Below are 23,009 nucleotides of genomic sequence, written 5' to 3' on the forward strand. Positions count from 1 at the left end.
ACGATGGCCCTGGAAATTGTATTGATCACCGGAATGTCGGGGTCGGGAAAATCCGTCGCCTTGCGTGCATTGGAAGATGCCGGCTACTACTGCGTTGACAACCTGCCTCCCGAGCTGCTTTCCTCCTTTGTAGCACTGGAACCGCAGCACCATGGCAACCGCGTTGCCATCGCCATGGATGTGCGCAGCGCCACTTCACTGCCACAAGTCCCACAAGAGTTGGCTCGCCTGCGCAGCCAGGGCGTCAAAGTTCATTCCCTGTTTCTGGATGCCACCACGGACACTCTGGTGCGGCGTTTTTCAGAAACACGGCGCCGCCACCCGCTATCCCATGATGAGCTCAAGAACGCGCCCCGCGCCCTGATGCAGGTGATTGACGAAGAGCGGGAGTTGCTCGCGGACCTGCGGGAGCAGGCGCATGTGATTGACACCAGCACGATCCGCGCCTCCCAATTGCAGGGCTATGTCAAGGACCTTATTTCCACGCCACCCGAGCAGCTCACGTTGGTATTTCAGTCGTTCGCTTTTAAACGTGGCATTCCTGTGGATGCGGATTATGTCTTTGACGTGCGCATGCTTCCCAACCCACATTACGAGCCTGCGCTGAGAGAACTGACTGGCCTGGACAAACCGGTGGCGGACTTTCTAAGCCAGCAGCCTGCAGTGGCAGAGATGCGCCTGCACATAGAAAACTTCCTTGGGCACTGGTTGGACTTTTTGGCGAAAAACCACCGCAGCTATGTCACAGTCGCCATTGGCTGCACGGGGGGCCAGCACCGGTCTGTTTATTTGGTGGAGCGCCTGGCGGAAACCTTCAAGGCACAGTGGACGACCTTGCAGCGCCACCGTGAGCTCGATGCGCGCTGACACCACGGCAAACACACACCCATCACCGCTTCCTCTCAGATGCGCTCCAGCAGCTTGCGAATAGGAGCTGGCAATCCCAGATCCTTCCACTGCGCAGGGTTGAACCATGCGCCTTCACTGCCCTGCCAGTCTGAAGCCGCAGGATGCACCTGCACTGTATGCAGATGCAAATCCCTGTGGGTCAGCACATGCACAAACACAGGCCACTCAGAGACGGAGACTGCGGCACCAAACGCAGGATGCTCCATCAAAGCGGCACTTTGTTCGTACACCGGCAAGCAATGCAGTCCAGCCCAGATTCCGGTCGGGGGGCGCCTCTGCAAATGCACGCGTCCCACGCCATCACGCAGCAACAGCAACCACCAAGACACAGACTTGCGCACTAGTTTGCGGGACTTCACTGGATAACGTGCGGGATCACCCTGCCTAAAAGCAATGCATTGCTGTGCAAGTGGACACTGCGTGCACAAGGGTCTGCGCGGTAGGCACACCGTGGCCCCCAAATCCATCAAGCCCTGTGTGTAACGCGGCATGGTGACAGGCAAATCGGTGCGCGGCAGCAAGATTTCCGCTTGGCCCCACAAGGCGCGTTCGTTGGCGGCCACCGCCAGATCGGCCTCGAAACCGAGAATGCGCGTCAGCACGCGGCGCACATTCGCATCCAAGATTGGCACACGTTCTGCAAAGCAAAACGCGGCAATCGCTCCAGCCGTAGAGCGCCCAATCCCAGGCAGCGTTTGCAGCAACTGCGCGCTGCCAGGAAAAACGCCGCCATGCAGCGCCATCACTTGCTGGGCACAGCGATGCAAATTGCGGGCTCGGCTGTAGTACCCCAATCCACTCCAGAGCGACAGCACCTCATCTTCAGAAGCCATGGCAAGCGCACGCACATCCGGGAACCGTTCCAAAAAACGGGCGTAGTAGTCCAATACCGTGCTCACCTGGGTTTGCTGCAGCATGACTTCCGACAGCCACACCCGGTAAGGATCGCGCGTTTGCTGCCACGGCAAATGGTTGCGCCCGTGGTCTTCCTGCCAGCGCACCGTCAGCGCGGCTATCGTCTGTGGCATGTCCCTCATACCGCTTGCAATCCCAACGCCGGGGTAGCGCCGTGCCCGGCAGACAAGCGCATCAATTCGCCAGTAAGTTCTTCGAGTCGCTGCTCGATCTGCACCAATGCCAATTCATTGCCCTCAATCTCTGTAATGCGTTCCACCAAGCCACTGGCGGCATGCTGTATGCGGTCCACAGCTTCGATGCGTCGCACGAAACTGCGCTGGCGCTCACGCAGCTGCACATTCAGAGGGGCCGTGGCCGAGTTGCTCCAGAGTTCCAATTCGTTGGCGACCGATTCCAACAATGCTCGCAGGCGCAGCGCCAATGCGCGCCCCAAGCGCGCCGAAAACTCGGGCCGAGCCATCTTGAGCGCATTGCCCATGCTCAGGTACTGCATATGGCTGTGTTCGACGCGCGCCAGATCCGCGACAAACTGTGCAAATTGCGGCGCAGCAGCCACCTGCAGAGAAAAACCAAACTCCGCATTGAGTTGCCGAAATGTCCCGCCGAGCATGGCCTGAATTTCCGCCGCAGCTGCCTCTGCCGCAGTGAGGGTGCCACGCAAACGCTCAAACAACTGTGTGTAATGTGTGCGAATACCCAGCTTTAATCCACTGTGCTGCAACGATGCATTCAGCTCTTGCATATGCACCTTCAAGGTTTTTGCGCCGAGGTTGTCAAAAACGGCACCCAGCAGTTTCAGGTGCACGGCCCGAACCGCATGGATCTTGGTGGCACTCAACTCGAATTCGCGTTGCTCCTGCTCAATGCGCTGGCGCATCGACGCAATCACCGAAGCGTTCTTGCCACGCAGGCTGCGCAACTCCAGCATCTGGTCATCCAGATCACGCCTGCGAATATGGACTGCACGCGCAGCTTGATTGCGCAAACCTGCCACCCCATCGGCGATGGCGGCGCGCAAAATCGCTTGACGCCCACCCACAATGCCGTCGGCCAACGCAGCTTCCAGGACCGGCAAACCACTCGCAGCCAACAAAGCGCTATCGCCAGAGATCTTGGCCACCAGACCTTTTTGCGCAGAGACCGACACAACCTGTTCTGGATGCACACCCAGCAATTGCGCAGATGTGGCGCACTGGCGCTCCAGTTGCGACTGCACCTGCTCAGACGAACTGAGCGTGTCCCAGAGGGTGTCAATTTTGTTGAGCACCACCAGGCGCGATTCTTTGCCGCCATGCGCAGAAGTCAGATGTTCCCGCCAGATGGACAGATCCGAACGCGTGACCCCGGTGTCCGCTCCCAGAATAAAAACCACCGCCTGTGCCTGCGGTATGAGGTTGACTGTGAGCTCGGGCTCCGCGCCCACGGCATTGAGCCCAGGTGTGTCCAGAATCACCAGGCCTTGTTTGAGCAGGGGGTGCGGCATGTTGATGAGAGCATGCCGCCACATCGGCACTTCAACATATCCCTGGGCGTCCACCACAGGATTTTCGCCGGGCAACTCGTCGTGCCAGAACCCCAGAGCCCGTGCCTCATCCACACTGACGTGGCGCACCTGGGCCACTTTCGCCATCGCCTGTGCAAGTTGATCGGCATCGTGGATGTCCAGCGGAAAATCGACCCATTGCTCGGATCGCATTCGCCACTCCGTCAGGCCTTGCTCCTGCAAACGGGTATCAATCGGCAGCAAACGCAAACTTGGCGCCAGCGCAGAGTCATAGCCCAGCTCGGTCGGGCACATGGTGGTTCTGCCGGCACTGGCTGGCATGATGCGGCGGCCAAAATCCGCAAAAAAAAGGGCGTTGATCAGTTCTGACTTGCCACGCGAGACCTCGGCGACAAAAGCCACCGTGATCTTGTCGGTTCGCACCTGGTCTTGCAGCCGTTGCAAACGCTCACGCATCGCGGACTCCATGAGGTCGTGCGACGTCATCCATTCGGCCAGCCGCGTCAATTGCTGGGCAAATTCGCGCCGCCAAGATCCATGCTGCTCGAACTGTTCGTTGAATGAGGATCCCACGCTGCTCCCGGAATTCAGTGTCTGGTCCAGGGACCGACTGCCTAAAAATACACCACCGTGGTCTCGGCGCCATGCGTCCGCGGCTGGCGCAACGCGGTGGCCTTTCATGCGCGCTGGCATTTCGGACAATAGAAACTGCTGCGCTGTCCCTGGCGCAGCATGCGCACGGGCGTCGTGCAAGTATGACAGGGCATTCCTTCACGGGCATAGACACGCGCCTGCAACTGGAAATGGCCCGTCTGACCATCGGCGCTGGAAAAATCTCGCAAGGTACTGCCCCCTGCGTCCACCGCGGCGTGCAGGACTTGCCGAATGGCGTCGTACAACCTTTGCGCTCTCTTCGGGCCAATGTGCATTGCCGAGGTCGTCGGGCGAATTCCCGCCATGAACAGCACTTCGGAAGCATAGATATTGCCCACGCCCACTACCAGCTTTCCTGCCAGCAAAACCTGCTTGACAGGAGCGCGAGCGGCTTTCAAACCCGCCTTGAAACGTTCCAGCGAAAATCCATCCGAGAGTGGCTCCATGCCCAGCCCACTCAGCAGTTTGATGACCACCGCATCCTGCTCGCTTCCGGCATACACCACTGCGCCAAACCTGCGTGGATCGTGCAATCGAAGCACGCCATGCGTGGTGAACAGTTCAAAGTGGTCATGCACGCCCCGCGCGGGCAAGGTCTGGGCGAATCCGAGACTGCCAGACATGCCCAGATGGAGCAACAGCATGCCCTCGTCAAGGTCCAGAAGCAAATACTTGCCTCGCCTGCGCACGCCCATCACCCGGCGTCCCTGCAACCGCTGGGCGTCAATTCCCAGGGGCCAGCGCAGCGGCTTTCCCGTCTCGACCGAGAGGATTCGCCCCCCCGCGATGGCGGCGGCAAAACTGCGGCGTGTCACTTCCACTTCTGGCAGTTCAGGCATCAACAATCACTTCAAAACAAGGGGCATATGCATGGATTATTATGGCTTGATGGTCCATACACATCGCCTTCTGATGGCCGCCTTGGCCGCCGCTCTGTTGACCGGAACAATGGCAGTGGTGGCGCAACCCGTTGCCGCCAAAGGCAACGCCCAGCGCGGCGCCACGGCCGCCAAAACCGCTGAAACAGAGTCCAACGCAGCCCTCGATGCCGAACTTTTCTACGAAGTGCTGCTGGGCGAGATGACAATCCAGTCTGGCGACCCTGGATCTGGCTACGCCCTCATGCTGGAAGCAGCCCGCCGCAGCAACGACGAAAAACTCTACAGGCGGGCGGCCGATATTGCCTTGCAAGCGCGTTCTGGCGATGCCGCATTGCAGGCTGCCAATGCCTGGAAGGAGGCTCGGCCGCAATCGCGCGATGCCAACCGGTATGTGCTGCAGATTCTGGTTGCTCTCAACCGAGTTGCCGACAGTGCCGGCCCTCTGAAGCAGGAACTGGCGCAAACCGCGGTGCAAGCCAAGGCTGCCAGCTTTCAGGCACTGCCACAAATATACCGCCGTGTCAGCGACAAGACACTCGCTGCCGCCGTGGTGGAACAGGCGCTCGCGGAAGATCTGGCCAGCCCCACCACGGGAGCTGCAGCCTGGACCGCTGTGGGACGCATGCGCTTGCTGGCGAACGACAAAGCGGGCGCACTCGATGCGGCGCAACGCGCGCAGCAGCTTGACCCCATCAGCGACGGCCCGGCGCTCCTGGCGCTGGAGCTTTTGGACGCACGCACTGCGCAAGCCGATGCTGTCGCAGCGCGCTACTTTGCCGGCAAGCCTTCGCCCGCTCTGCGTGCGGCTTACGCACGCGTACTGGTCAACCAGCAACGCAACGAAGACTCTCTCCAGCAATTGCAGGCAGCGACAAGCGAGAAGCCAGACTTTGCCGAAGCTTGGCTCATGCAGGCTGCGCTGCAGTTCCAGCTGAAGCAACTGGCGCAGGCACAAAAATCCTTGGAGCAGTTTGAAGCCCTGGCCCAGGCAGTCCCCGAGGGCGACGCACGCCGCGCCGGTTTGTCCCAGGCCTATTTGCTGCATGCGCAGATTGCTGAGCGGCGCGGTGACTACGAAGCGGCAGACGCCTGGCTCAACCGCATCGACAGTCCACAGGATATGTTCAGCGCGCAGAGTCAGCGCGCTTTTCTGCTGGGACGCCAAGGCAAACTGGCCCAGGCCCGGGCGCTCCTTCAAAGCCTGCCCGTCGCCGGGCCTGACGACGAACGCATGAAACTGCTGGCCGAAGTGCAGTTGCTGCGAGACGCCGGCCAATACCGCGAAGCCTATGCCTTGCAAGGCAAAGCGGTTGCACAGTTTCCTGACGACAACGAACTGCTCTACGACCATGCCATGCTGGCGGACAAAGCCGGCCAACCAGAAGCCATGGAGCGCCTGCTGCGCCAGCTGATGGCCCGCCAGCCCGATTACCACCACGCCTACAACGCGCTGGGTTACTCGTTGGCCGAGCGCGGAATCCGGCTCGAAGAAGCCAAGGAGCTGATCCAGAAAGCGTTGGAATTTGCACCCCAAGATCCTTTCATTACGGACAGCCTGGGCTGGGTGGAATTCCGCCTTGGAAACCGCACCGAGGCCGCCCGGTTGCTGAACCTGGCTTTCAAGAGTCGCCCCGATGCAGAAATTGCCGCCCATCTTGGCGAAGTCTTGTGGAGCCTGGGCGACAAAGAGCAGGCACGTTCGATCTGGAAGCAGGGCCAGCAGCTCAACGCCGACAACGACACACTGCGTGAAACCCTCAAGCGCCTGGGCGCTGGGCTGTGATGCACGCTTTGTTCTGTCCTTTTCCGCATCTTGCCAACTTCTGCCGTCCGGCCCTCCACCGGATTTTCTGGGCTGCGATGGTGCTGTGCCTGATGGCCGGCTGCGCACAGCGCCCAACCGCACCGGGTGGCGCCTTGGCGCAGAGAAGCCACTGGAGTGGCCGGCTGGCCCTTGCCCTGGAAGACCAGTCCTCGCAATCGTTTGCCGCTGCATTCGAACTCGAAGGCGATGCCACGCATGGCGCTCTGACCCTGCTGAGCCCCTTGGGCAGCGTGCTGGCCCAACTCGAGTGGACTCCAGGGCATGCACGCCTGCAGTCGAACGGGCCGCCCCGCGAATCGGCGTCATTGGACGAACTGTTGCTGCAGGCCACCGGCACGGTCATCCCCGTGCGTGCGCTGTTCAGCTGGCTCGGAGGGATGCAAGCCACGGCCCCCGGATGGCAAGCCGACTTGAGCACGATCGAACAGGGGCGGCTGCTGGCAGTACGCCATGAACCCCCTCCACGCGCCACCCTGCGCGTCACCTTTGAGCGCTGAATTCCGGCCATGCAAGCGATTTACGATGTTCCGGCGCCCGCCAAGCTGAATCTTTTCCTGCACGTCACGGGCCGCCGCCCGGACGGCTACCACCTACTGCAGTCGGTTTTCATGCTGATCGACTGGTGCGACACCCTGCATTTCGAGCGCCGCGCGCATGCGCGGCTGAGCCGGGAAGATATTTCCGTGCCCCTGCCCGCGGACGACCTGACGCTGCGCGCGGCACGCGCGCTGCAAGCTGCAACAGGTTGCCAACACGGCGCGCACATCAGCGTGCACAAGCGCATTCCAGCGCAGGCCGGCATGGGCGGCGGCTCGTCGGACGCCGCATCTGCGCTGCTGGCACTCAACCGGCTGTGGGACCTGCACCTCGACTTGCCCGCGCTGCGGCAGATCGGCCTGGGGCTGGGTGCGGACGTGCCCTTTTTTTTATGCGGCGGAAACGCCTGGGTCGAAGGAATTGGTGAGACAATAGCGCCGCTTGAGAACGCGCACCGCCTTCCGAAAGCGCGCTTTGTGGTCGTCAAACCCGAAGCAGGATTGGATACGAAAGAAATTTTTTCATCTCCCTTCCTCAAACGCGATTCAGACAGTGCTACAATCTCAGGCTTTGCTGCAGCACACTACGACTTTGGTCGTAACGACTTACAGAGCGTTGCTCAGGCACTCTGCCCCGAAGTCACCCAAGCCCTACAGTGGCTTGCGACCCAGGGGTTGAATGCCAGAATGACAGGCTCGGGAAGTGCGGTGTTTGCGCAAATTCCACAGGCGATGGACCTGCCAGACGCACCGCGCGGATGGCAAGTCAAAGCATGTGAAAACCTGATGTCTCACCCTCTGGCAGGGTGGGCATAGGATAAAGTTTTAGGTTGATTGCCATTCGGCAATTGACCTGTGTAGGGGAGTCGCCAAGCTGGTTAAGGCACTGGATTTTGATTCCAGCATGCAAAGGTTCGAATCCTTTCTCCCCTGCCAAATTCTTGTCGCGTACAGGCATTCAATTCAAATCGCTGAGACGCTCATGCAAGCCAATCACCCTGACTTCATGGTTTTCACTGGCAATGCCAATCCTGGCATGGCCTCGGAAATCGCGCAGCACCTCGGAATTTCGCTCGGAGCTGCACATGTCGGCCGCTTCTCCGACGGCGAAGTCACCGTGGAAATCAACCAGAACGTTCGCGCCCGCGACGTTTTCGTGGTCCAGTCCACCTGCGCACCGACCAATGAAAACCTGATGGAATTGCTGATCATGGTCGATGCGCTCAAGCGCGCTTCGGCCGAACGCATCAGCGCCGTCATCCCCTATTTCGGCTATGCGCGGCAAGACCGCCGCCCCCGCTCGACGCGCGTGCCCATCACCGCCAAGGTGGTGGCCAACATGCTGCAGGCCGTGGGCGTGGCCCGCGTGTTGACCATGGACCTGCATGCCGACCAGATCCAGGGCTTCTTCGACATTCCGGTCGACAACATCTACGCCTCGCCGGTGCTGCTGGGCGACCTGCGCCAGAAGAACTACGAAGACCTGATCGTGGTCTCGCCCGACGTGGGCGGTGTGGTGCGCGCCCGGGCGCTGGCCAAGCAGCTGGGCTGCGACCTGGCCATCATCGACAAGCGCCGGCCCAAGGCCAACGTCTCCGAAGTGATGCACGTGATCGGCGAGATCGACGGCCGCAACTGCGTGATCATGGACGACATGATCGACACCGCGGGCACGCTCGTGAAGGCGGCCGAGGTCCTCAAGGAGCGCGGCGCCAAGAAGGTCTACGCATACTGCACCCACCCGATCTTTTCGGGCCCGGCCATCGAGCGCATTGCTAAAGGCAGCTCGCTCGACGAAGTCGTGGTGACCAACACCATCCCCTTGAGCGACGCCGCACGCGGCTGCGCCAAGATCCGCCAGCTCTCCGTCGCGCCATTGATCGCCGAAACGATCCAGCGCATAGCCCGCGGGGACTCGGTGATGAGTTTGTTCTCAGACCAGGAAAATCTTTTCTAGGTCGGAACAAAAAAGTGCGGCCTCCAGCATCGGAGGCCCTTTTGACAACCGAAAGTGACACTGGTCGCGGTGCACTTCTCATGGAGAATTTTTATGAACTTCGTCGCTTTTGAGCGCGCCAAGCAAGGTACGGGTGCGAGCCGCCGTCTGCGCAATTCGGGCCGCACGCCCGGTATCGTCTATGGTGGTTCGGCAGAACCCCAAGCCATTGAAGTGGACCACAACGCCCTGTGGCACGCCCTGAAGAAGGAAGCCTTCCATTCCAGCGTGCTCGACATGGAAGTGGCCGGCCAGACCAGCAAGGTTCTGCTGCGCGACGTGCAATACCACCCCTACAAGCAGCTGGTGCTGCACGTGGACTTCCAACGCGTGGACGCCAAGACCAAGCTGCACATGAAGGTGCCCGTGCACTACGTTGGCGCGGAAGAGTCCGTCGCGGTCAAGACCGAAAACTGCACGATCAACACGGTCGTGAACGAACTCGACGTGACGTGCATGCCCTCGGACCTGCCCGAGTTCATCACCGTCGACCTGAGCGGCCTGAAGAAGGGCATGGCAGTGCACCTCAAGGACGTGAAGTTCCCCCGTGGCGTCAGCGCTGTCACGCGCGGCAGCCAGAACAACCCGACGCTGGTGTCCGTGGTGCCTCCACTGGTTATCGTCGAAGCGGCCGCAGTGGCGCCCGTCGCCGAGGCCAAGGGCAAGGGCAAGAAGAAGTAATTCTTCCTGCCGTGCCGCCGCGCCGCGGCGGCCTTGCCCGACAACGGCCCACCCAGTGTGGGCCGTTTCTTTTGGTGCCACGGATAATCGCCCGCATGATCAAATTGTTTGTGGGCCTGGGCAATCCCGGGCCCGAGTACGAAGCCACGCGCCACAACGCGGGCTTCTGGTGGATAGACGCGCTGGCGCGCGAACTCAAGCTCACCCTGCAGCCCGAGCGCAGCTACTGGGGACTGGCCGCGCGCACCGCCGTGCAGGGGCAGAGCGTGTGGCTGCTGCAGCCGCAGACCTTCATGAACCTGTCGGGCAAGTCGGTGGCCGCCCTGGCGCGTTTTTTCAAGATCCCACCCGACGAGATCCTGGTGGTGCACGACGAGCTCGACATGGTGCCCGGCCAGGCCAAGCTCAAGCGCGGCGGTGGCCACGCGGGGCACAACGGCCTGCGCGATATCCACGCCCAGCTCGGCTCGCCCGACTACTGGCGCCTGCGAATCGGCATCGGCCACCCCGGTGACCGCGCCGACGTGGCGAACTGGGTGCTCAAGAAGCCGTCGCCCGAACAGCGCACGCTGATTGAGGACAGCATTGCCCACTCGCTCAAGGCCTGGCCGCTGCTGCAGGCGGGCGACATGGACAAAGCGACGCTGCAGATCCACACCACCAAACCGCCACGGCCCAAGCCGCCCCGGCCCGCGGTGGCGTGATCCTTACTGACTTCACTTTTTATAGCTTCCAGCGCTTGTCCTGTAAGGGCTAGAGCCTGAAATCACCTGAAAACGGTTAGCCGATCTGCACGCTCGCCTGCAGGCGGTGGAATTTTTGCCACAGCGTTTCGCGGCTTTCCACATGCTGCGGATCGACGGGAATGCAGGACACGGGGCAGACCTGCATGCACTGCGGCTCGTCAAAGTGGCCGACGCACTCGGTGCACTTGTGCGGATCGATCTCGTAGATTTGCGGGCCCAGGTAGATGGCCTGGTTCGGGCACTCGGGTTCGCAAACATCGCAATTGATGCATTCGTCGGTGATCATCAAGGCCATGGCAGACTCCGGTGGGGGTGGCGCGGCGTGCGGCAGAAGCTTTGGCGCACGCCTGCGGACCAATGCGCCATTATCCCGCTTCGCCCCACCGCCCCCCGGAGTCCACCGCCGCGGTGGGGAGATTTGCCGCTATGCTGCGGGCGCCACCCTCGCCCTGCGCTGCCGCCTCGCCAGACCCCGCTTTCCCTGCATGAGTCTTTTCCTCCTCAAACGCTTCGCCACCTTCCTCGCCACGCTGCTCGGCACCTCCGCCGTGGTGTTCCTGGTGCTGGAGGTCCTTCCGGGCAACGCCGCGCAGGTGCTGATGGGCCCCGACGCGGCGCCCGAAGCCGTCGCCGCCCTGGCCGCGCAGCTGGGGCTCGACCAGCCGGCCTGGCAGCGCTATGGCCACTGGCTGGGCGGCCTGCTCACCGGCGACCTGGGTAACAGCCACGCCTACGGCTCGCCCGTGCTGGACCTGGTGCTCGAGCGCCTGGCGTTGACCGTGCCGCTGGCCCTGCTGGCGATGGCGATCACCACCGTGCTGGCCCTGGCCGCGGGCGTCTATGCGGCCGCGCGGCACAACCGGCTGGGCGACGTGGGGGTGATGACCCTGGCGCAGATCGGCATCGCCATTCCCAACTTCTGGTTCGCCATCCTGCTGATCCTGCTGTTTTCGGTGCGGCTGCAGTGGTTCTCGGCCGGCGGATTTCCGGGCTGGACCGAGGACAGCGGCGGTGGCCTGGTGCCGGCGCTCAAGGCCTTGCTGCTGCCGGCCATTGCGCTGGCCGTGGTGCAGGCCGCCATCCTGGCGCGCATCACGCGCTCGGCGGTGCTCGAAGTGCTGCGCGAGGATTTCGTGCGCACCGCGCGCGCCAAGGGCCTGTCGCGGCGCGCGACGCTGTGGGGCCATGTGCTGCGCAACGCCATGATTCCGGTCATCACGGTGATGGGCCTGCAGTTCGCGAATCTGCTGGCAGGCACCATCGTGGTCGAGAACGTCTTCTACCTGCCGGGCCTCGGGCGCCTGATCTTCCAGTCCATCGCCAACCGCGACCTGGTCGTGGTGCGCAACTGCGTGATGCTGCTGGCGGCCATGGTGGTCGCGGTCAACTTCGTGGTCGACCTCCTCTATGCCGCGATCGACCCGCGCGTGCAGGCGAGCGACATATGAACCCCTCTTCCGCCTTCCCCCCCTCCCCGCCTGCCGCCGCACGGCCCGCGCGCGGCTGGCAGCGCGCGCTGCGCCACCCCAGCTTCGCGCTGGGCGCGCTGCTGGTGCTGCTGCTGCTGGCCGCGGCCGGCCTGTCCTTCGTCTGGACGCCCTGGTCGCCCTACGAGATGGACCTGCCCGGCAAGCTGCAGGCGCCGACGGCGCAGCACTGGCTGGGCACGGATGCGTTCGGCCGCGACGTGGCCTCGCTGCTGCTCGTGGGTGCGCGCAATTCGATTCTGGTCGGCCTGATCGCCGTCGGCATCGGCCTGTCGGTCGGCACGGCGCTGGGGCTGCTGGCGGCGGCGCGGCGCGGCTGGGTCGAGGAGCTGGTGATGCGCCTGGCCGACTTCACCTTCGCCTTCCCGGCGATCCTCTCGGCCATCATGCTGACGGCGGTGTTTGGCGCCGGCATCGTCAACGCCATCGTCGCCATCGGCATCTTCAACATCCCGACCTTCGCGCGCGTCACGCGCGCCTCGGCCAACGCCGTCTGGTCGCGCGAATTCATCCTGGCCGCGCGCGCCTGCGGCAAGGGCCGCTGGCGCATCACGCTCGAGCATGTGCTACCCAACATCGCCTCGGTGCTGATCGTGCAGGCGACCATCCAGTTCGCCATCGCCATCCTGGCCGAGGCCGCGCTGTCGTACCTCGGCCTGGGCACGCAGCCGCCCCAGCCCTCGTGGGGCCGCATGCTCGCCGAGGCGCAGACCCTCATGTTCCAGGCGCCGCTGCTGGCCGTGTGGCCCGGCGTGGCCATCGCGCTGGCCGTGCTCGGGCTGAACCTGCTGGGCGATGGGCTGCGCGACCTGCTGGACCCGCGCCTCGCGCGCCAACGCTGAACCCGAAACCATGGCCTTGCTCGAAGTCTCCGACCTGCACGTGCAGCTGCAAACGCCCCGCGGCCCGGCCGAGGCCGTGCGCGGCGTCGGCTTCACGCTCGAGCGCGGCGACACGCTGGGCCTGGTGGGCGAGTCGGGCTGCGGCAAGTCGATGACCGCCCTGGCGCTGCTGGGCCTGCTGCCCGACCGTGCCGTGGTGCGCGGCAGCATCCGCCTGCACGGCCAGGAGCTCGTGGGCCAGGGCGACACCGCGCTGTGCCAGGTCCGCGGCAACCGCATCGGCATGGTGTTCCAGGAACCCATGGCGGCGCTCAACCCGGTGCACCGCATCGGCCACCAGGTGGCCGAGCCGCTGCGCCTGCACCGCGGCCTGGGCGCGCGCGCGGCGCGCCAGGAGGCCATCGCCTTGCTGGACCGCGTGGGCATTCCCGACGCCGCGCGGCGCATCGACGCGTACCCGCACCAGTTCTCGGGCGGCCAGCGCCAGCGCATCACCATCGCCATGGCGCTGGCCTGCGGGCCCGACCTGCTGATCGCCGACGAGCCGACCACGGCGCTGGACGTGACCGTCCAGCGGCAGATCCTCGACCTGATCGCCGAGCTGGTCGCCGAGCGCCAGATGGCGCTGATCCTGATCTCGCACGACCTCGGCGTGATCGCGCAGAACGTGCGCCGCATGCTCGTGATGTACGGCGGCAGCGTGGTCGAGAGCGGCCCCACGGCAGAGGTGTTTGCCGCCATGGCGCACCCCTATACGCGTGGCCTGTTCGCCGCGCGCCCGCGCCTGGCGGCTGTGCGCCAGCCCGGCAAGCGCCTGGCCACCATCGCCGGCACCGTGCCCGAGCTGGTGGAGCTGCCCGCCGGCTGTCCGTTCGCCGGACGCTGCGCATTCACCATCGGCGCCTGCCACACCACCGTGCCGCCGCCGACGCTGCTGGCGAACGGGCATGTCGTGCGCTGCATCCGGCTCGATGCGGTGGCGGCCGCGCAGGAGGCCACCGCATGAATCTCGCAGCAACTACCGATTTGATAGCTGCCAGCCCAGGCGGGGCAAGCGCTGGAGCCTCATTTGACCCTCGGAACCCGCCGCTGCTGCAGGTCACCGACCTGGTGCGCCACTACGCCCTGCCGCGCGAGCGGCTGTTTGCGCCGCCGCCCAAAGTGCAGGCACTCAACGGCGTGGGCTTCCGCATCACGGCCGGGCGCAGCCTGGGCATCGTCGGCGAGTCGGGCTCGGGCAAGTCGACGCTGGCGCGCCTGGTGATGGCGCTGGACACGCCCACCTCGGGCACGGTCGAGCTGCTCGGGCGCAACCTGCACACGCTGCCGCAGGCCGAGCTGCGCCGTGCGCGGCGCGACTTCCAGATGGTGTTCCAGGACCCGTACGGATCGCTCGATCCGCGCCAGACCGTCGAGCGCATCGTCACCGAGCCGCTGCAGGCCCAGGGGCAGGCGGGCCGCGCCGCGCAGCAGGCGCAGGCCGCCGCCGTGCTCGACCAGGTGGGGCTGCGCCGCAGCGACCTGGCCAAGTACCCGCATGAGTTTTCTGGCGGTCAGCGCCAGCGCATCGCGATTGCACGCGCGCTCATCACGCGCCCGCGCCTGATCGTGGCCGACGAACCGGTGAGCGCGCTCGACGTGTCGGTGCAGGCGCAGGTGCTCAACCTCATGGCGGACCTGCAGCGGGAGTTCGGCGTCACCTACCTGCTCATCAGCCACGACCTGGCGGTGGTGAACCACCTGTGCGACGAGGTGGCCGTGCTCTACCAGGGCCGCATCGTCGAGCAGGGCGCGCCCGGCGCGCTGTTCACTGCGCCAAACCACCCGTACACGCGCGCGCTGCTCGAGGCCGTGCCCCCGATGCAGCCGGCGCCGGCGCGCGCGCTGCGCGCAATGGTGTAAAAAGACAGGCTACCTGGCTCGCTGCGCAGCCCCGGGGAGGCCGCCCAGCGAGCGTTCTCGCTTGCCACGTATTCATTCGGAGATCTTGTCCATGCTCAACCGCCGCACCGTCCTTGCCACAGGCGCCCTGGCTGCCGCCCCGCTGGCCCTGCCGCTAGCGGCCCTCGCCCAGAGCAAGAAGGACACCGTGGTCCTGGCCCTGACCCTGGAGCCGCCAGGGCTGGACCCGACGGCGGGCGCGGCCTCGTCGATCGCCGAGATCGTCCACTACAACGTCTTTGAAACGCTGACCAAAATCAACCCCGACGGCAGCGTCTCGCCGCTGCTGGCCGAGGGCTGGGAGGTCTCGCCCGACCTCAAGACCACCACCTTCCGGCTGCGCAAGGGCGTGAAATTCCAGAACGGCGAGCCGTTCAACGCCGCCGCCGTGAAGTTCTCGTTCGATCGCGCCGGCAGCGACAAGAGCACCAACAAGGACAAGCGCAACTTCGCCAACCTCAGCACGCAGGTGGTGGACGAGCACACGGTGGTGGTCATCAACAAGGACATCGACCCCGACTTCCTGTTCGTGCTCGGCCAGGCCACGGCCATCATCGTCGAGCCCAAGAGCGCCGCCACCAACGCCACCCAGCCCGTGGGCACCGGCCCCTACAAGCTCGATGCCTGGAGCAAGGGCTCGTCGATCACGCTCGGCCGCTGGGACGGGTTCCGCAACCCTGGCGCCATCCGCATCCGCCGCGCCACCTTCCGTTTCATCTCCGACCCGGCCGCCCAGGTGGCGGCGCTGCTGGCCGGCGACGTGGACGCCTTCCCGCGTGTGACGCCGCGCAGCGTGGCGCAGTTCAAGGCCAACCCGCGCTTCCAGGTGGTGGTGAGCGGCTCGCGCGCCAAGACCATCCTGGCCATCAACAATGCCAAGAAGCCCCTCAACGACGTGCGCGTGCGCCGCGCGATCGCGGCCGCCATCGACCGCAAGGCCGTGATCGAGGGCGGGGCCGACGGCTATGGCGCCCCGATCGGCAGCCACTATGTGCCCGGCGCCTTCGGCTACGTGGACACCACGGGCATCAACCCCTACGACGTGGAGAAGGCCAAGAAGCTGCTGGCCGAGGCCGGCATCAAAACGCCGCTCGAACTCACCATGACGCTGCCGCCCGCGCCCTACGCGCGCCAGGGCGGCGAGGTGATCGCGGCGCAGCTGGCCAAGATCGGCATCGTCGCCAAGCTGCAGAACGTGGAGTGGGCGCAGTGGCTCAGCGGCACCTATGGCGCCAAGAACTACGACCTGACGCTGATTTCGCACGTCGAGCCCTTCGACCTGGGCAACTTCGCCAAGCCCGACTACTACTGGGGCTACCAGTCGCCCCAGTTCAACGAGCTCTACGAAAAGATCCAGACCTCGGCACGCCCGGCCGACCGCGCCCGCCTCCTGGGCGACGCGCAGCGCCTGCTGGCGCAGGACTGCGTGCACGCCTTCCTGTACCAGCCGCAGTGGGTGACGGTGGCACACAAGAACCTCAAGGGCCTGTGGAAAGACATGCCCGTGTTCGTCAACGACCTCTCGGCGCTGTCGTGGACCTGAGCGCCCCCGCCACCGGCGGCGCGCTACATGCGCTGCCCGCCCACGCCCTGCTCGCCGCCTACCGCGCGCGCACGCTCTCGCCCGTGGAGGTGACGCGGGCCGTGCTCGACCACATCGAACGCTGGGAGCCGCACCTGCACGCCACCTGGCTGCTGCGCCCCGAGGCCGCGCTGGCCCAGGCACGCGCCTCCGAGGCCCGCTGGCAGCGCGGCGCGCCCCAGGGCCTGCTCGATGGCGTGCCGGCCACCCTCAAGGACAACATCGCCACGCGCGGCGATCCGACGCCGCTGGGCACCGCGGCCGCCGACCTGGTGCCCGCCAGTGCCGACGCCCCGCCGGCCGCCCGCCTGCGCGAGGCCGGTGCCGTGCTCGTGGCCAAGACCACCATGCCCGACTACGGCATGCTTTCGTCGGGGCTGTCGAGCTTCCATGCGCTGGCGCGCAACCCCTGGGACCTGTCCAAGGGACCGGGCGGCTCCAGCGCCGGCGCGGGCGCCGCCGCCGCTGCGGGCTACGGCCCGCTGCACGTGGGCACCGACATCGGCGGCTCGCTGCGCCTGCCGGCGAGCTGGTGCGGCATCTTCAGCCTCAAGCCCAGCCTGGGGCGCATTCCCATCGACCCACCCTACACCGGCCGCGCCGCCGGCCCGATGACCCGCAGCGTCGCCGACGCCGCGCTCATGATGCAGGTGCTGAGCCAAAGCGACGCGCGCGACAGCATGAGCCTGCCCGCGCAAGACATTGCCTGGGCCGATTTCGACCACGGCGCGGGGCACCTGCGCGGCCTGCGCATCGGGCTGCTGCTCGAAGCGGGCTGCGGCCTGGCCCTGGAGCCCGAGGTGCGCGCCGCCGTCGAGCACGCCGCGCGCCTGCTGGAGCGCGCAGGCGCCTCCGTCGTGCCCATGCAGCCGTTCATGACGCAGGCCATGCTCGACGGCATGGACCATTTCTGGCGCATGCGCTCGCACCTGGACATGGCCAGCCTGGCGCCCGCGCGCAAGGCCCGGGTGCTGCCCTACATCCGCGCGTGGGCCGACAGCGCGGCCACCATGACCGGTGCCGAGGTGTACCGCGCGAGCCAGCAGTTCCACCTCGTGCGCGTCGCCACCGTCCAGGCCTGCAGCGCCTTCGACTACGTGGTCTCGCCCGTGGCCCCGATGGCGGCCTTCCCGGCCGAACTGCCATCGCCCACCAACGACCCGCTGCGCCCGCTGGAGCACATCGGCTTCACGGTGCCGTTCAACATGTCGGAGCAGCCGGCCGCCTCGGTCAACTGCGGCTACACCGCCGGCGGCCTGCCGATCGGCCTGCAGATCGCCGGGGCGCGCTTTGACGACCTCGGCGTGCTGCGCGTGGCGCGAGCGTTCGAGCTGATCCGCGACCCCCAGCGGCCCTGGCCGCAGCCGCCGGCCAGCGCCTGAGCGGCGGCCGCCCGGGCGCCCTGGCGCACGGTGCCGGCAGGGCTTCTCAATGCGCCACCGCGCCGCAGGCGCCGGCGTTGCCGCTGCGCCGGTGGTTCTGTTCCTGGCCGACCCAGGGCCCGGCCCATCCCAGGCCCGCGCCCGCCTCCGAGGGTCGGACCGCTCACCACAGCTCGGCCGTGGCCTGCAGGACAAGCCCGCCTTCGTGGTCGCTGGCCCACAGCCGCACCTCCTGTACGTCGGCCGACGGCGCGCCATGGAGGCCGAACGGGTGCAGGTCGAACACCGGCCGCACGGCCTTGAAGCGGAAACCTTTGAGCCGTGCCCCCGGCCGCTGGCGGCGCACCAGATCGACCAGCAGCGTGGCGATCAACGGGCCGTGCACGACGAGGCCGGGATAGCCTTCGACCTCGGTCACATAGCGGCGGTCGTAGTGGATGCGGTGGCCGTTGAAGGTCAGCGCCGAATAGCGGAACAGCAGCACATCGTCGGGCACGATGTCGCGCTGCCAGGCGGCGCCTTGATCGGCCGGCATGGGAGGTGGCGCCGGGTCATCGGCCCGCGCGGCCGCGCGGTAGACGATGTCGTGCTCCTCCGTGAGTGCCAGGCCCCGCGCGTTGTGCACTGCGTGCTGCACCTGCACGAACAGCAGGTCGCCCGTGCGCCCCGCCCTGTGCGTGACCGAGGCGATGCGCGAGGTGCGCCGCACGGCATCGCCCACCACCAGGGGGTTGCCCGGCTGCCACTGCAGGCGGCCCCCGGCCCACATGCGGCGCGGCAGCGGCACCGGCGGCAGGAAGCCGCCGCGCCGGGCGTGGCCGTCCGGGCCCAGCGCGCTCTGGCGCGGGTGTGGCAAGAAATACAGCCAGTGCCACAGCGGCGGCAGCGGCGTGCCGGTCCGGGGAGGCGGATCGTCGCGGTCCAAGGTCGCGCTGAGGGCTTGCACGGGGGCGGCGGTGACGGTGTCGTCCAGCGTTTCGGTGGTGCCGACCCAGGTTTTCAGGTGCGCCAGCGAGGCGCTGTCCAGGGTGCGTGCCGCAGGGTCGAGAGAATGGTCCATGGGAGCATCATGGTCGCCGCACTCGGGGGCGCGCGCAATCCCTCCCTGACAGGGTCGACAGCGCTGCTGCCGCAGGCCACCGCCACACGCCACCGGGCGATCGGCGATCCGGTTTACGCAGGCTTGAGGGCTGCGCCGGCCTCGGAGTCGGCCTGCGCCTTCGCCTGGTCGTACACCGGCTGCGCGGGCAAACCCTCCAGGTGCCGCGTGTCGGCCCAGCGCAGGATGTCGATGGCATCGCCGTGCATGCGCACGCGGTTGAAGGCGGCGTTGGGAATGTCGCTCTGGCGCGGACCCGCCAATCCCAGGCCATGCGCGGTGCGCCACACCATGTCGAGCACGCCGCCGTGCGTCACCACCACCAGCGTCTGGCCCGCGTGTGCCTGCGCCAGGCGCCGCAGCGCGTCCATCACACGCGCATGGAACTGGCGCGTGGTTTCGCCCCCGGGCATGCCCGAATCGGCCTGGAAGCGCAGCCACTGCGCCCAGGCGCCGGCATGCTGGGCCTGGATGTCGGCCACGCGCATGCCATCGACCACGCCAAAACTCTGCTCGCGCAACGCACGGTCGACCAGCGCCTCCAGGCGCAGCTGCGGCAGCAGCGCGCCCAGCACGGGCTGCGCGGTTTGCTGCGTGCGCAGCAGGTCGCTGCTGACCAAGTGGTCGGCCCGCACGCCTTCGCGCGCCAGCCGCTGCGCCAGGCGCTGCGCCTGCGCATGGCCGGTGGCGTTGAGCGGCACGTCCACCTGGCCCTGGAAGCGCAACTCGCGGTTCCAGTCGGTTTCGCCATGGCGGATGAGGATGAGTTCGGTCATGGAGGCGTCGTCCTGCGCGGTGTCATTTTTTGGGTATTTTTAGCCTCAAACGCTTGGCTGGAAAGCGCTTACAGCTATATTTTACATAGCACACTTTACCGCGTCACCGTGACCAGGCGCACCGCCAGCCCGAGAAAGACCAGCCCCGCCACCCGGTTGAGCCAGCGCTGCGCGCGCGCCGAGCGCTGCAGCAGCACGCCGAAGGCCCCCGAAAAGCAGGCGATGGCACCGAACACCAGCAAGGTCGCCAGCATGAAGACCACGCCCAGCACCATGAGCTGCGGCGCCACGCTGCCGCGCGCCGGGTCGGCGAACTGCGGCAGGAACGCCAGGAAAAAGATCAGCACCTTGGGGTTGGTGAGGTTCATCACCATGCCGCGCCCCACCATGCGCGCCAGGCCCGGGGTTGCTGCAGCGCCGCGCGCGCCTGCGGCCCCCTCTGGAGCGGCGGCGCCTTCGGCCGCTGCCGCCCCATCGACCACCGCCACGGGCGCGCGCAGGCTGTGCCACGCCAGCCACGCCAGGTAAGCGGCGCCGCAGAACTTGAGCACGGTGAACGCCAGCGCCGAGGCCGCGAACACCGCCGCCAGCCCCAGCGCCACGGCCGCCGTGTGCACCACGAGCCCCGCACACAGGCCCAGCACCACGGCCATGCCAGCGCGCCAGCCGCGCTGGGCCGACTGCAGCAGCACGAAGAGGTTGTCGGGGCCGGGCGTCAGGCCCAGCAGGACGGCGACACCAAAAAACGCCACCAGGGTTTCAAGAGAAGGCATGGAAATGCGGCTCCAGAGAACGGAAAGGACACAGCCTGCCATTGTGCGCCCGGGCCTGCGGGCCATGGCCGCCGCCGCCTCACGCCGTGACGATCCAGCCTTCGAGCGGGTCCATGCCGGGCGGCAGGCCGTAGAGCGGATCGCCCGCCGCGTGCGCGCGCTCGGCCCAGGCGGCCTGCAGCAGGCACAGCACGGCGTCCAGGCTGTCGCCGCTGGCGTCGTCGACCAGGGCATCGCGCTGCGCATGGCTGAGCTTGAGCTGCAGCTCCAGCCGGGTCTGGCCGTGTTCCAGCGCGGTGACCAGGTCCTTGCGCGCGAGCAGGCGCTCGGCCGTCTGCTGGGCGCGGGCGTCGCTCTTGTAGCTGCGCCGCCCCAGCACCTCGCGCGCCAGCAGACCCGGGTAGGCCTCCACGGCCACGCGCCGCGCCCCGTCCCGGTCCTCGCCCGCGTGCAGGCCGGGCAGGTACACGCCCGCATCGAGCAGCAGTGGCACGCCGGCATGCAGCATGTAGGCCACGGGCGGGTTGACCCATTTCATGCTCGGGCTGGAGCCCGCCGGGCCATCGGTGGCGCGGTGCGCAAACTTGCCGCCTGCGGGGCGCCCGGCGCAAAAGGCGGCAAAGGCGTCGCGCGCCTGCGCACGCGTGAGCGACCGGTAGTGGCGCATGCAGGCCTGCCACTGCAGCGGCCAGCCCAGGGTCTGCAGCAGGTCGCGCGGCAGGCCGAACGGCAGGTCAAAGCCGCCCACCCAGGGGCGCGGCTCGGCCAGCCAGCGGCCAAAATCTTCGAGCGTGGCAAAACGCTGCAGGCCGGCCAGCACGACGCGGCCGCCGCGCCGCTCGCCCAGCGCCAGCACGATGGGCTTGCGCCGGCTCGGGCGGCTGGAGAAGTCGCAGCCCAGCAGCGGGGTGGCTATGGCCGCAGCGGGCGTGGCCATGCGCGTTCAGCCCAGCGCCAGCGCCGCCACGCCGGCGGCGATGCACAGCGCGCCCAGCACGCGTGCCGCGCGGTCGCCCTCGCCCAGCAGGTGGCCGCCGATGAGGGCGGCGAACAGCATGGAGACCTCGCGCGCCGGCGCCACGTGCGACAGCGGCGCCTGCTGCATGGCGTAGAGCACCAACACATAGGCCACCGGGCTGACCACGGCTACCAGCAGCGCAAAGCGCCACTGCGCGCGCCACAGCACGGCGGCGGTGGGCAGGTCGCGCAGCACGGCCGGCGCCAGCAAGGCCACGCGCACGAAATTGCCCATGTAGTCGATGAGGATGGGCGACATCAGCACGACCTTGACCGCGTAGCCATCGACCACGGTGTAGCTGGCGATGAAGACCCCTGTCAGCACGCCGTAGGCCAGCCCCAAGTGCACGCGCGCACGCGCCTGCGGGTCGTGCGCGGCGCGCAGCAGCCCCGGGCCGCCTGCGATCAGGAACACGCCGCCGACCACGCCCGCAATGCCCAGCAGGCCGAGGGCCGTAATCTGCTCGCCCAGCAGCGCAATCGCCACCAGCGACGACAGCAGCGGCCCCGAGCCGCGCGCCAGCGGATAGACCACGGTGAGGTCGGCCTTGCGGTAGCCGCGCAGCAGGATGACGTAATAAAACACATGCAGCACGCCACTGGCGCCCACGAAGGCCCACTCCCGCAGGCCCCACAGCGGCACGGCGTCGCGCCCCACCCACCAGCCCAGCGGCCCCCAGAACAGCATCATCAGCACGGCCGTGAAGAACGCGAAACGCGCATCGCCCCCCGCTTTCTTGGCGGCGATGTTCCAGCAGGCATGGATCAGGCCGGCGAGAAGGATGAGGGCAAAGGCGGTGAGGGTCATGAAAAACAAATGGCCACAGCCCTTCAGGACTGCGGCCGTGCCATGGCGCGGCAGAAAATCAGTGATCGACTGCGCTGTGCTCCATCCGGTGCGACTGAGACCGGCGCGGCCCAGGCCAGCGGCCACCGTGCAAAGGCCGCCCCCCTGCACCGGTGGCGTCCCCCTGCCCGCATCGCGCAGCGATGCGCGAGCGGGGGGAAGGAGCGACGCGACGCAGGGCGGTGTTCACTTATGCCCTGCCGATGATGGAGGCCGTCGCCATCAGCTCTTCGAGCAGCGCAAACGACACCTTGCCCGACACGGAGTACGGGTCGAGCTCGGGCTTTTCAGAGTACTTGAGCAAGATGGAGTGGTTGACCTTGGACAGGTTGGCCTGGCCCATGGTCCAGCCGCCAAAGCGCCGTTCGGTGATCTCTTCGTAGTGCAGCAGCTCGACATTCTTGTGGCGTGGGTCGCGCTGGATGTGGCCGTAGAGCTCATTGACCGCGGAGCGTCCGCCTTCGATGGCCTGCAGGAAGATGCCCCCGCCGTAGCAGAGGATGCCGGTGATGCCGCAGCCCGGGTTGTGCTGGCGCGACTGGGTCAGGATGGCTTCGATGGCGTCGGGCGAGGTATCGACCGCACGGCTCGCATAGAGCAGGCGTACCAACAT

General features: G+C 66.5%; 23 protein-coding genes and 1 tRNA gene. 14 read left to right on the forward strand and 10 right to left on the reverse strand.

Going from position 1 to position 23,009, the window contains the following annotated elements; translation table 11 throughout:
* The first annotated feature begins 3 nt into the window (after window positions 1-3).
* Entirely contained in the window at window positions 4-867 is an 864-nt protein-coding gene (gene rapZ, locus B2J86_RS03445; RefSeq protein ID WP_169167670.1) for an RNase adapter RapZ, read from the forward strand.
* 35 nt (window positions 868-902) lie between these two features.
* On the opposite strand, the gene mutY is transcribed toward rapZ, so the two are convergent.
* The 3 genes from mutY to mutM all read right to left on the reverse strand — a co-directional run bounded on the left by mutY (window position 903) and on the right by mutM (window position 4,824).
* Window positions 903-1,946 (reverse strand): A/G-specific adenine glycosylase, encoded by a 1,044-nt coding sequence (gene mutY / locus B2J86_RS03450; RefSeq protein WP_169167671.1) that lies wholly within the window; start codon window positions 1,944-1,946, stop codon window positions 903-905.
* The gene (locus tag B2J86_RS03455; RefSeq protein WP_173024730.1) at window positions 1,943-3,904 is read right to left on the reverse strand and encodes a dynamin family protein; all 1,962 of its coding nucleotides are present in this window, start codon (window positions 3,902-3,904) and stop codon (window positions 1,943-1,945) included. The genes mutY and B2J86_RS03455 overlap by 4 nt, the downstream gene beginning before the upstream one ends.
* A gap of 104 nt (window positions 3,905-4,008) precedes the next feature.
* Complete coding sequence (gene mutM / locus B2J86_RS03460; RefSeq protein ID WP_173024731.1) at window positions 4,009-4,824, reverse strand: bifunctional DNA-formamidopyrimidine glycosylase/DNA-(apurinic or apyrimidinic site) lyase; 816 nt, start codon at window positions 4,822-4,824, stop codon at window positions 4,009-4,011.
* Between the two features lie 31 nt (window positions 4,825-4,855).
* Here mutM and B2J86_RS03465 point away from each other — a divergent pair, with 31 nt between their 5' ends.
* From B2J86_RS03465 to pth, 7 genes are all read left to right on the forward strand, one after another.
* Window positions 4,856-6,649 carry a tetratricopeptide repeat protein gene (locus tag B2J86_RS03465; RefSeq protein WP_173024732.1) on the forward strand — a complete coding sequence of 598 codons (1,794 nt, stop codon included), beginning with the start codon at window positions 4,856-4,858 and terminating at the stop codon, window positions 6,647-6,649.
* Window positions 6,649-7,188 carry a lipoprotein insertase outer membrane protein LolB gene (locus tag B2J86_RS03470; protein WP_173024733.1) on the forward strand — a complete coding sequence of 180 codons (540 nt, stop codon included), beginning with the start codon at window positions 6,649-6,651 and terminating at the stop codon, window positions 7,186-7,188. Before B2J86_RS03465 ends, B2J86_RS03470 begins: the two co-directional genes overlap by 1 nt.
* Window positions 7,189-7,197: 9 nt before the next feature.
* The gene (gene ispE / locus B2J86_RS03475; protein ID WP_173024734.1) at window positions 7,198-8,043 is read left to right on the forward strand and encodes a 4-(cytidine 5'-diphospho)-2-C-methyl-D-erythritol kinase; all 846 of its coding nucleotides are present in this window, start codon (window positions 7,198-7,200) and stop codon (window positions 8,041-8,043) included.
* 43 nt (window positions 8,044-8,086) lie between these two features.
* Window positions 8,087-8,163: transfer RNA gene (locus tag B2J86_RS03480), tRNA-Gln, on the forward strand.
* Window positions 8,164-8,209: 46 nt separating this feature from the next.
* On the forward strand, window positions 8,210-9,184 hold the full coding sequence (locus B2J86_RS03485; RefSeq protein WP_169167677.1) for a ribose-phosphate pyrophosphokinase: 975 nt from the start codon (window positions 8,210-8,212) through the stop codon (window positions 9,182-9,184).
* 93 nt (window positions 9,185-9,277) lie between these two features.
* The gene (locus B2J86_RS03490; RefSeq protein ID WP_173024735.1) at window positions 9,278-9,904 is read left to right on the forward strand and encodes a 50S ribosomal protein L25/general stress protein Ctc; all 627 of its coding nucleotides are present in this window, start codon (window positions 9,278-9,280) and stop codon (window positions 9,902-9,904) included.
* Between the two features lie 95 nt (window positions 9,905-9,999).
* Window positions 10,000-10,608 carry an aminoacyl-tRNA hydrolase gene (gene pth / locus B2J86_RS03495; RefSeq protein ID WP_169167679.1) on the forward strand — a complete coding sequence of 203 codons (609 nt, stop codon included), beginning with the start codon at window positions 10,000-10,002 and terminating at the stop codon, window positions 10,606-10,608.
* 76 nt (window positions 10,609-10,684) lie between these two features.
* On the opposite strand, the gene B2J86_RS03500 is transcribed toward pth, so the two are convergent.
* Window positions 10,685-10,945 carry a YfhL family 4Fe-4S dicluster ferredoxin gene (locus B2J86_RS03500; RefSeq protein WP_169167680.1) on the reverse strand — a complete coding sequence of 87 codons (261 nt, stop codon included), beginning with the start codon at window positions 10,943-10,945 and terminating at the stop codon, window positions 10,685-10,687.
* A 190-nt stretch (window positions 10,946-11,135) separates the two neighbouring features.
* Here B2J86_RS03500 and B2J86_RS03505 point away from each other — a divergent pair, with 190 nt between their 5' ends.
* The 6 genes from B2J86_RS03505 to B2J86_RS03530 all read left to right on the forward strand — a co-directional run bounded on the left by B2J86_RS03505 (window position 11,136) and on the right by B2J86_RS03530 (window position 17,884).
* On the forward strand, window positions 11,136-12,098 hold the full coding sequence (locus B2J86_RS03505) for an ABC transporter permease (RefSeq protein WP_173024736.1): 963 nt from the start codon (window positions 11,136-11,138) through the stop codon (window positions 12,096-12,098).
* Complete coding sequence (locus tag B2J86_RS03510; protein ID WP_169167682.1) at window positions 12,095-12,979, forward strand: ABC transporter permease; 885 nt, start codon at window positions 12,095-12,097, stop codon at window positions 12,977-12,979. The genes B2J86_RS03505 and B2J86_RS03510 overlap by 4 nt, the downstream gene beginning before the upstream one ends.
* A 10-nt stretch (window positions 12,980-12,989) precedes the next feature.
* A complete protein-coding gene (locus B2J86_RS03515; RefSeq protein ID WP_169167683.1) occupies window positions 12,990-13,985 on the forward strand; it encodes an ABC transporter ATP-binding protein in 996 nt (331 codons plus the stop codon).
* The gene (locus B2J86_RS03520; protein ID WP_169633967.1) at window positions 13,982-14,881 is read left to right on the forward strand and encodes an ATP-binding cassette domain-containing protein; all 900 of its coding nucleotides are present in this window, start codon (window positions 13,982-13,984) and stop codon (window positions 14,879-14,881) included. Before B2J86_RS03515 ends, B2J86_RS03520 begins: the two co-directional genes overlap by 4 nt.
* Window positions 14,882-14,972: 91 nt before the next feature.
* On the forward strand, window positions 14,973-16,463 hold the full coding sequence (locus B2J86_RS03525) for an ABC transporter substrate-binding protein (protein ID WP_169167685.1): 1,491 nt from the start codon (window positions 14,973-14,975) through the stop codon (window positions 16,461-16,463).
* Window positions 16,454-17,884, forward strand: a complete 1,431-nt coding sequence (locus B2J86_RS03530) for an amidase (protein WP_318294042.1) — start codon at window positions 16,454-16,456, stop codon at window positions 17,882-17,884. The genes B2J86_RS03525 and B2J86_RS03530 overlap by 10 nt, the downstream gene beginning before the upstream one ends.
* A gap of 163 nt (window positions 17,885-18,047) precedes the next feature.
* On the opposite strand, the gene B2J86_RS03535 is transcribed toward B2J86_RS03530, so the two are convergent.
* From B2J86_RS03535 to B2J86_RS03560, 6 genes are all read right to left on the reverse strand, one after another.
* Entirely contained in the window at window positions 18,048-18,944 is an 897-nt protein-coding gene (locus B2J86_RS03535) for a MaoC family dehydratase N-terminal domain-containing protein (RefSeq protein WP_169633966.1), read from the reverse strand.
* Window positions 18,945-19,057: 113 nt separating this feature from the next.
* Window positions 19,058-19,759, reverse strand: coding sequence for a histidine phosphatase family protein (locus B2J86_RS03540; protein ID WP_169633965.1), 702 nt, complete (start codon window positions 19,757-19,759; stop codon window positions 19,058-19,060).
* Window positions 19,760-19,854: 95 nt separating this feature from the next.
* Window positions 19,855-20,532: a LysE family translocator gene (locus B2J86_RS03545; protein WP_173024737.1), complete on the reverse strand. Its 678-nt coding sequence runs from the start codon at window positions 20,530-20,532 to the stop codon at window positions 19,855-19,857.
* A 79-nt stretch (window positions 20,533-20,611) separates the two neighbouring features.
* On the reverse strand, window positions 20,612-21,469 hold the full coding sequence (locus tag B2J86_RS03550; RefSeq protein WP_173024738.1) for a DUF429 domain-containing protein: 858 nt from the start codon (window positions 21,467-21,469) through the stop codon (window positions 20,612-20,614).
* A gap of 6 nt (window positions 21,470-21,475) precedes the next feature.
* A complete protein-coding gene (locus tag B2J86_RS03555) occupies window positions 21,476-22,357 on the reverse strand; it encodes a DMT family transporter (RefSeq protein ID WP_173024739.1) in 882 nt (293 codons plus the stop codon).
* A gap of 229 nt (window positions 22,358-22,586) precedes the next feature.
* Window positions 22,587-23,009, reverse strand: coding sequence for a BLUF domain-containing protein (locus B2J86_RS03560; protein WP_169167691.1), 423 nt, complete (start codon window positions 23,007-23,009; stop codon window positions 22,587-22,589).

The sequence above is a fragment of the Acidovorax sp. SRB_14 genome (assembly GCF_012932145.1).
GTDB lineage: Bacteria > Pseudomonadota > Gammaproteobacteria > Burkholderiales > Burkholderiaceae_C > Simplicispira.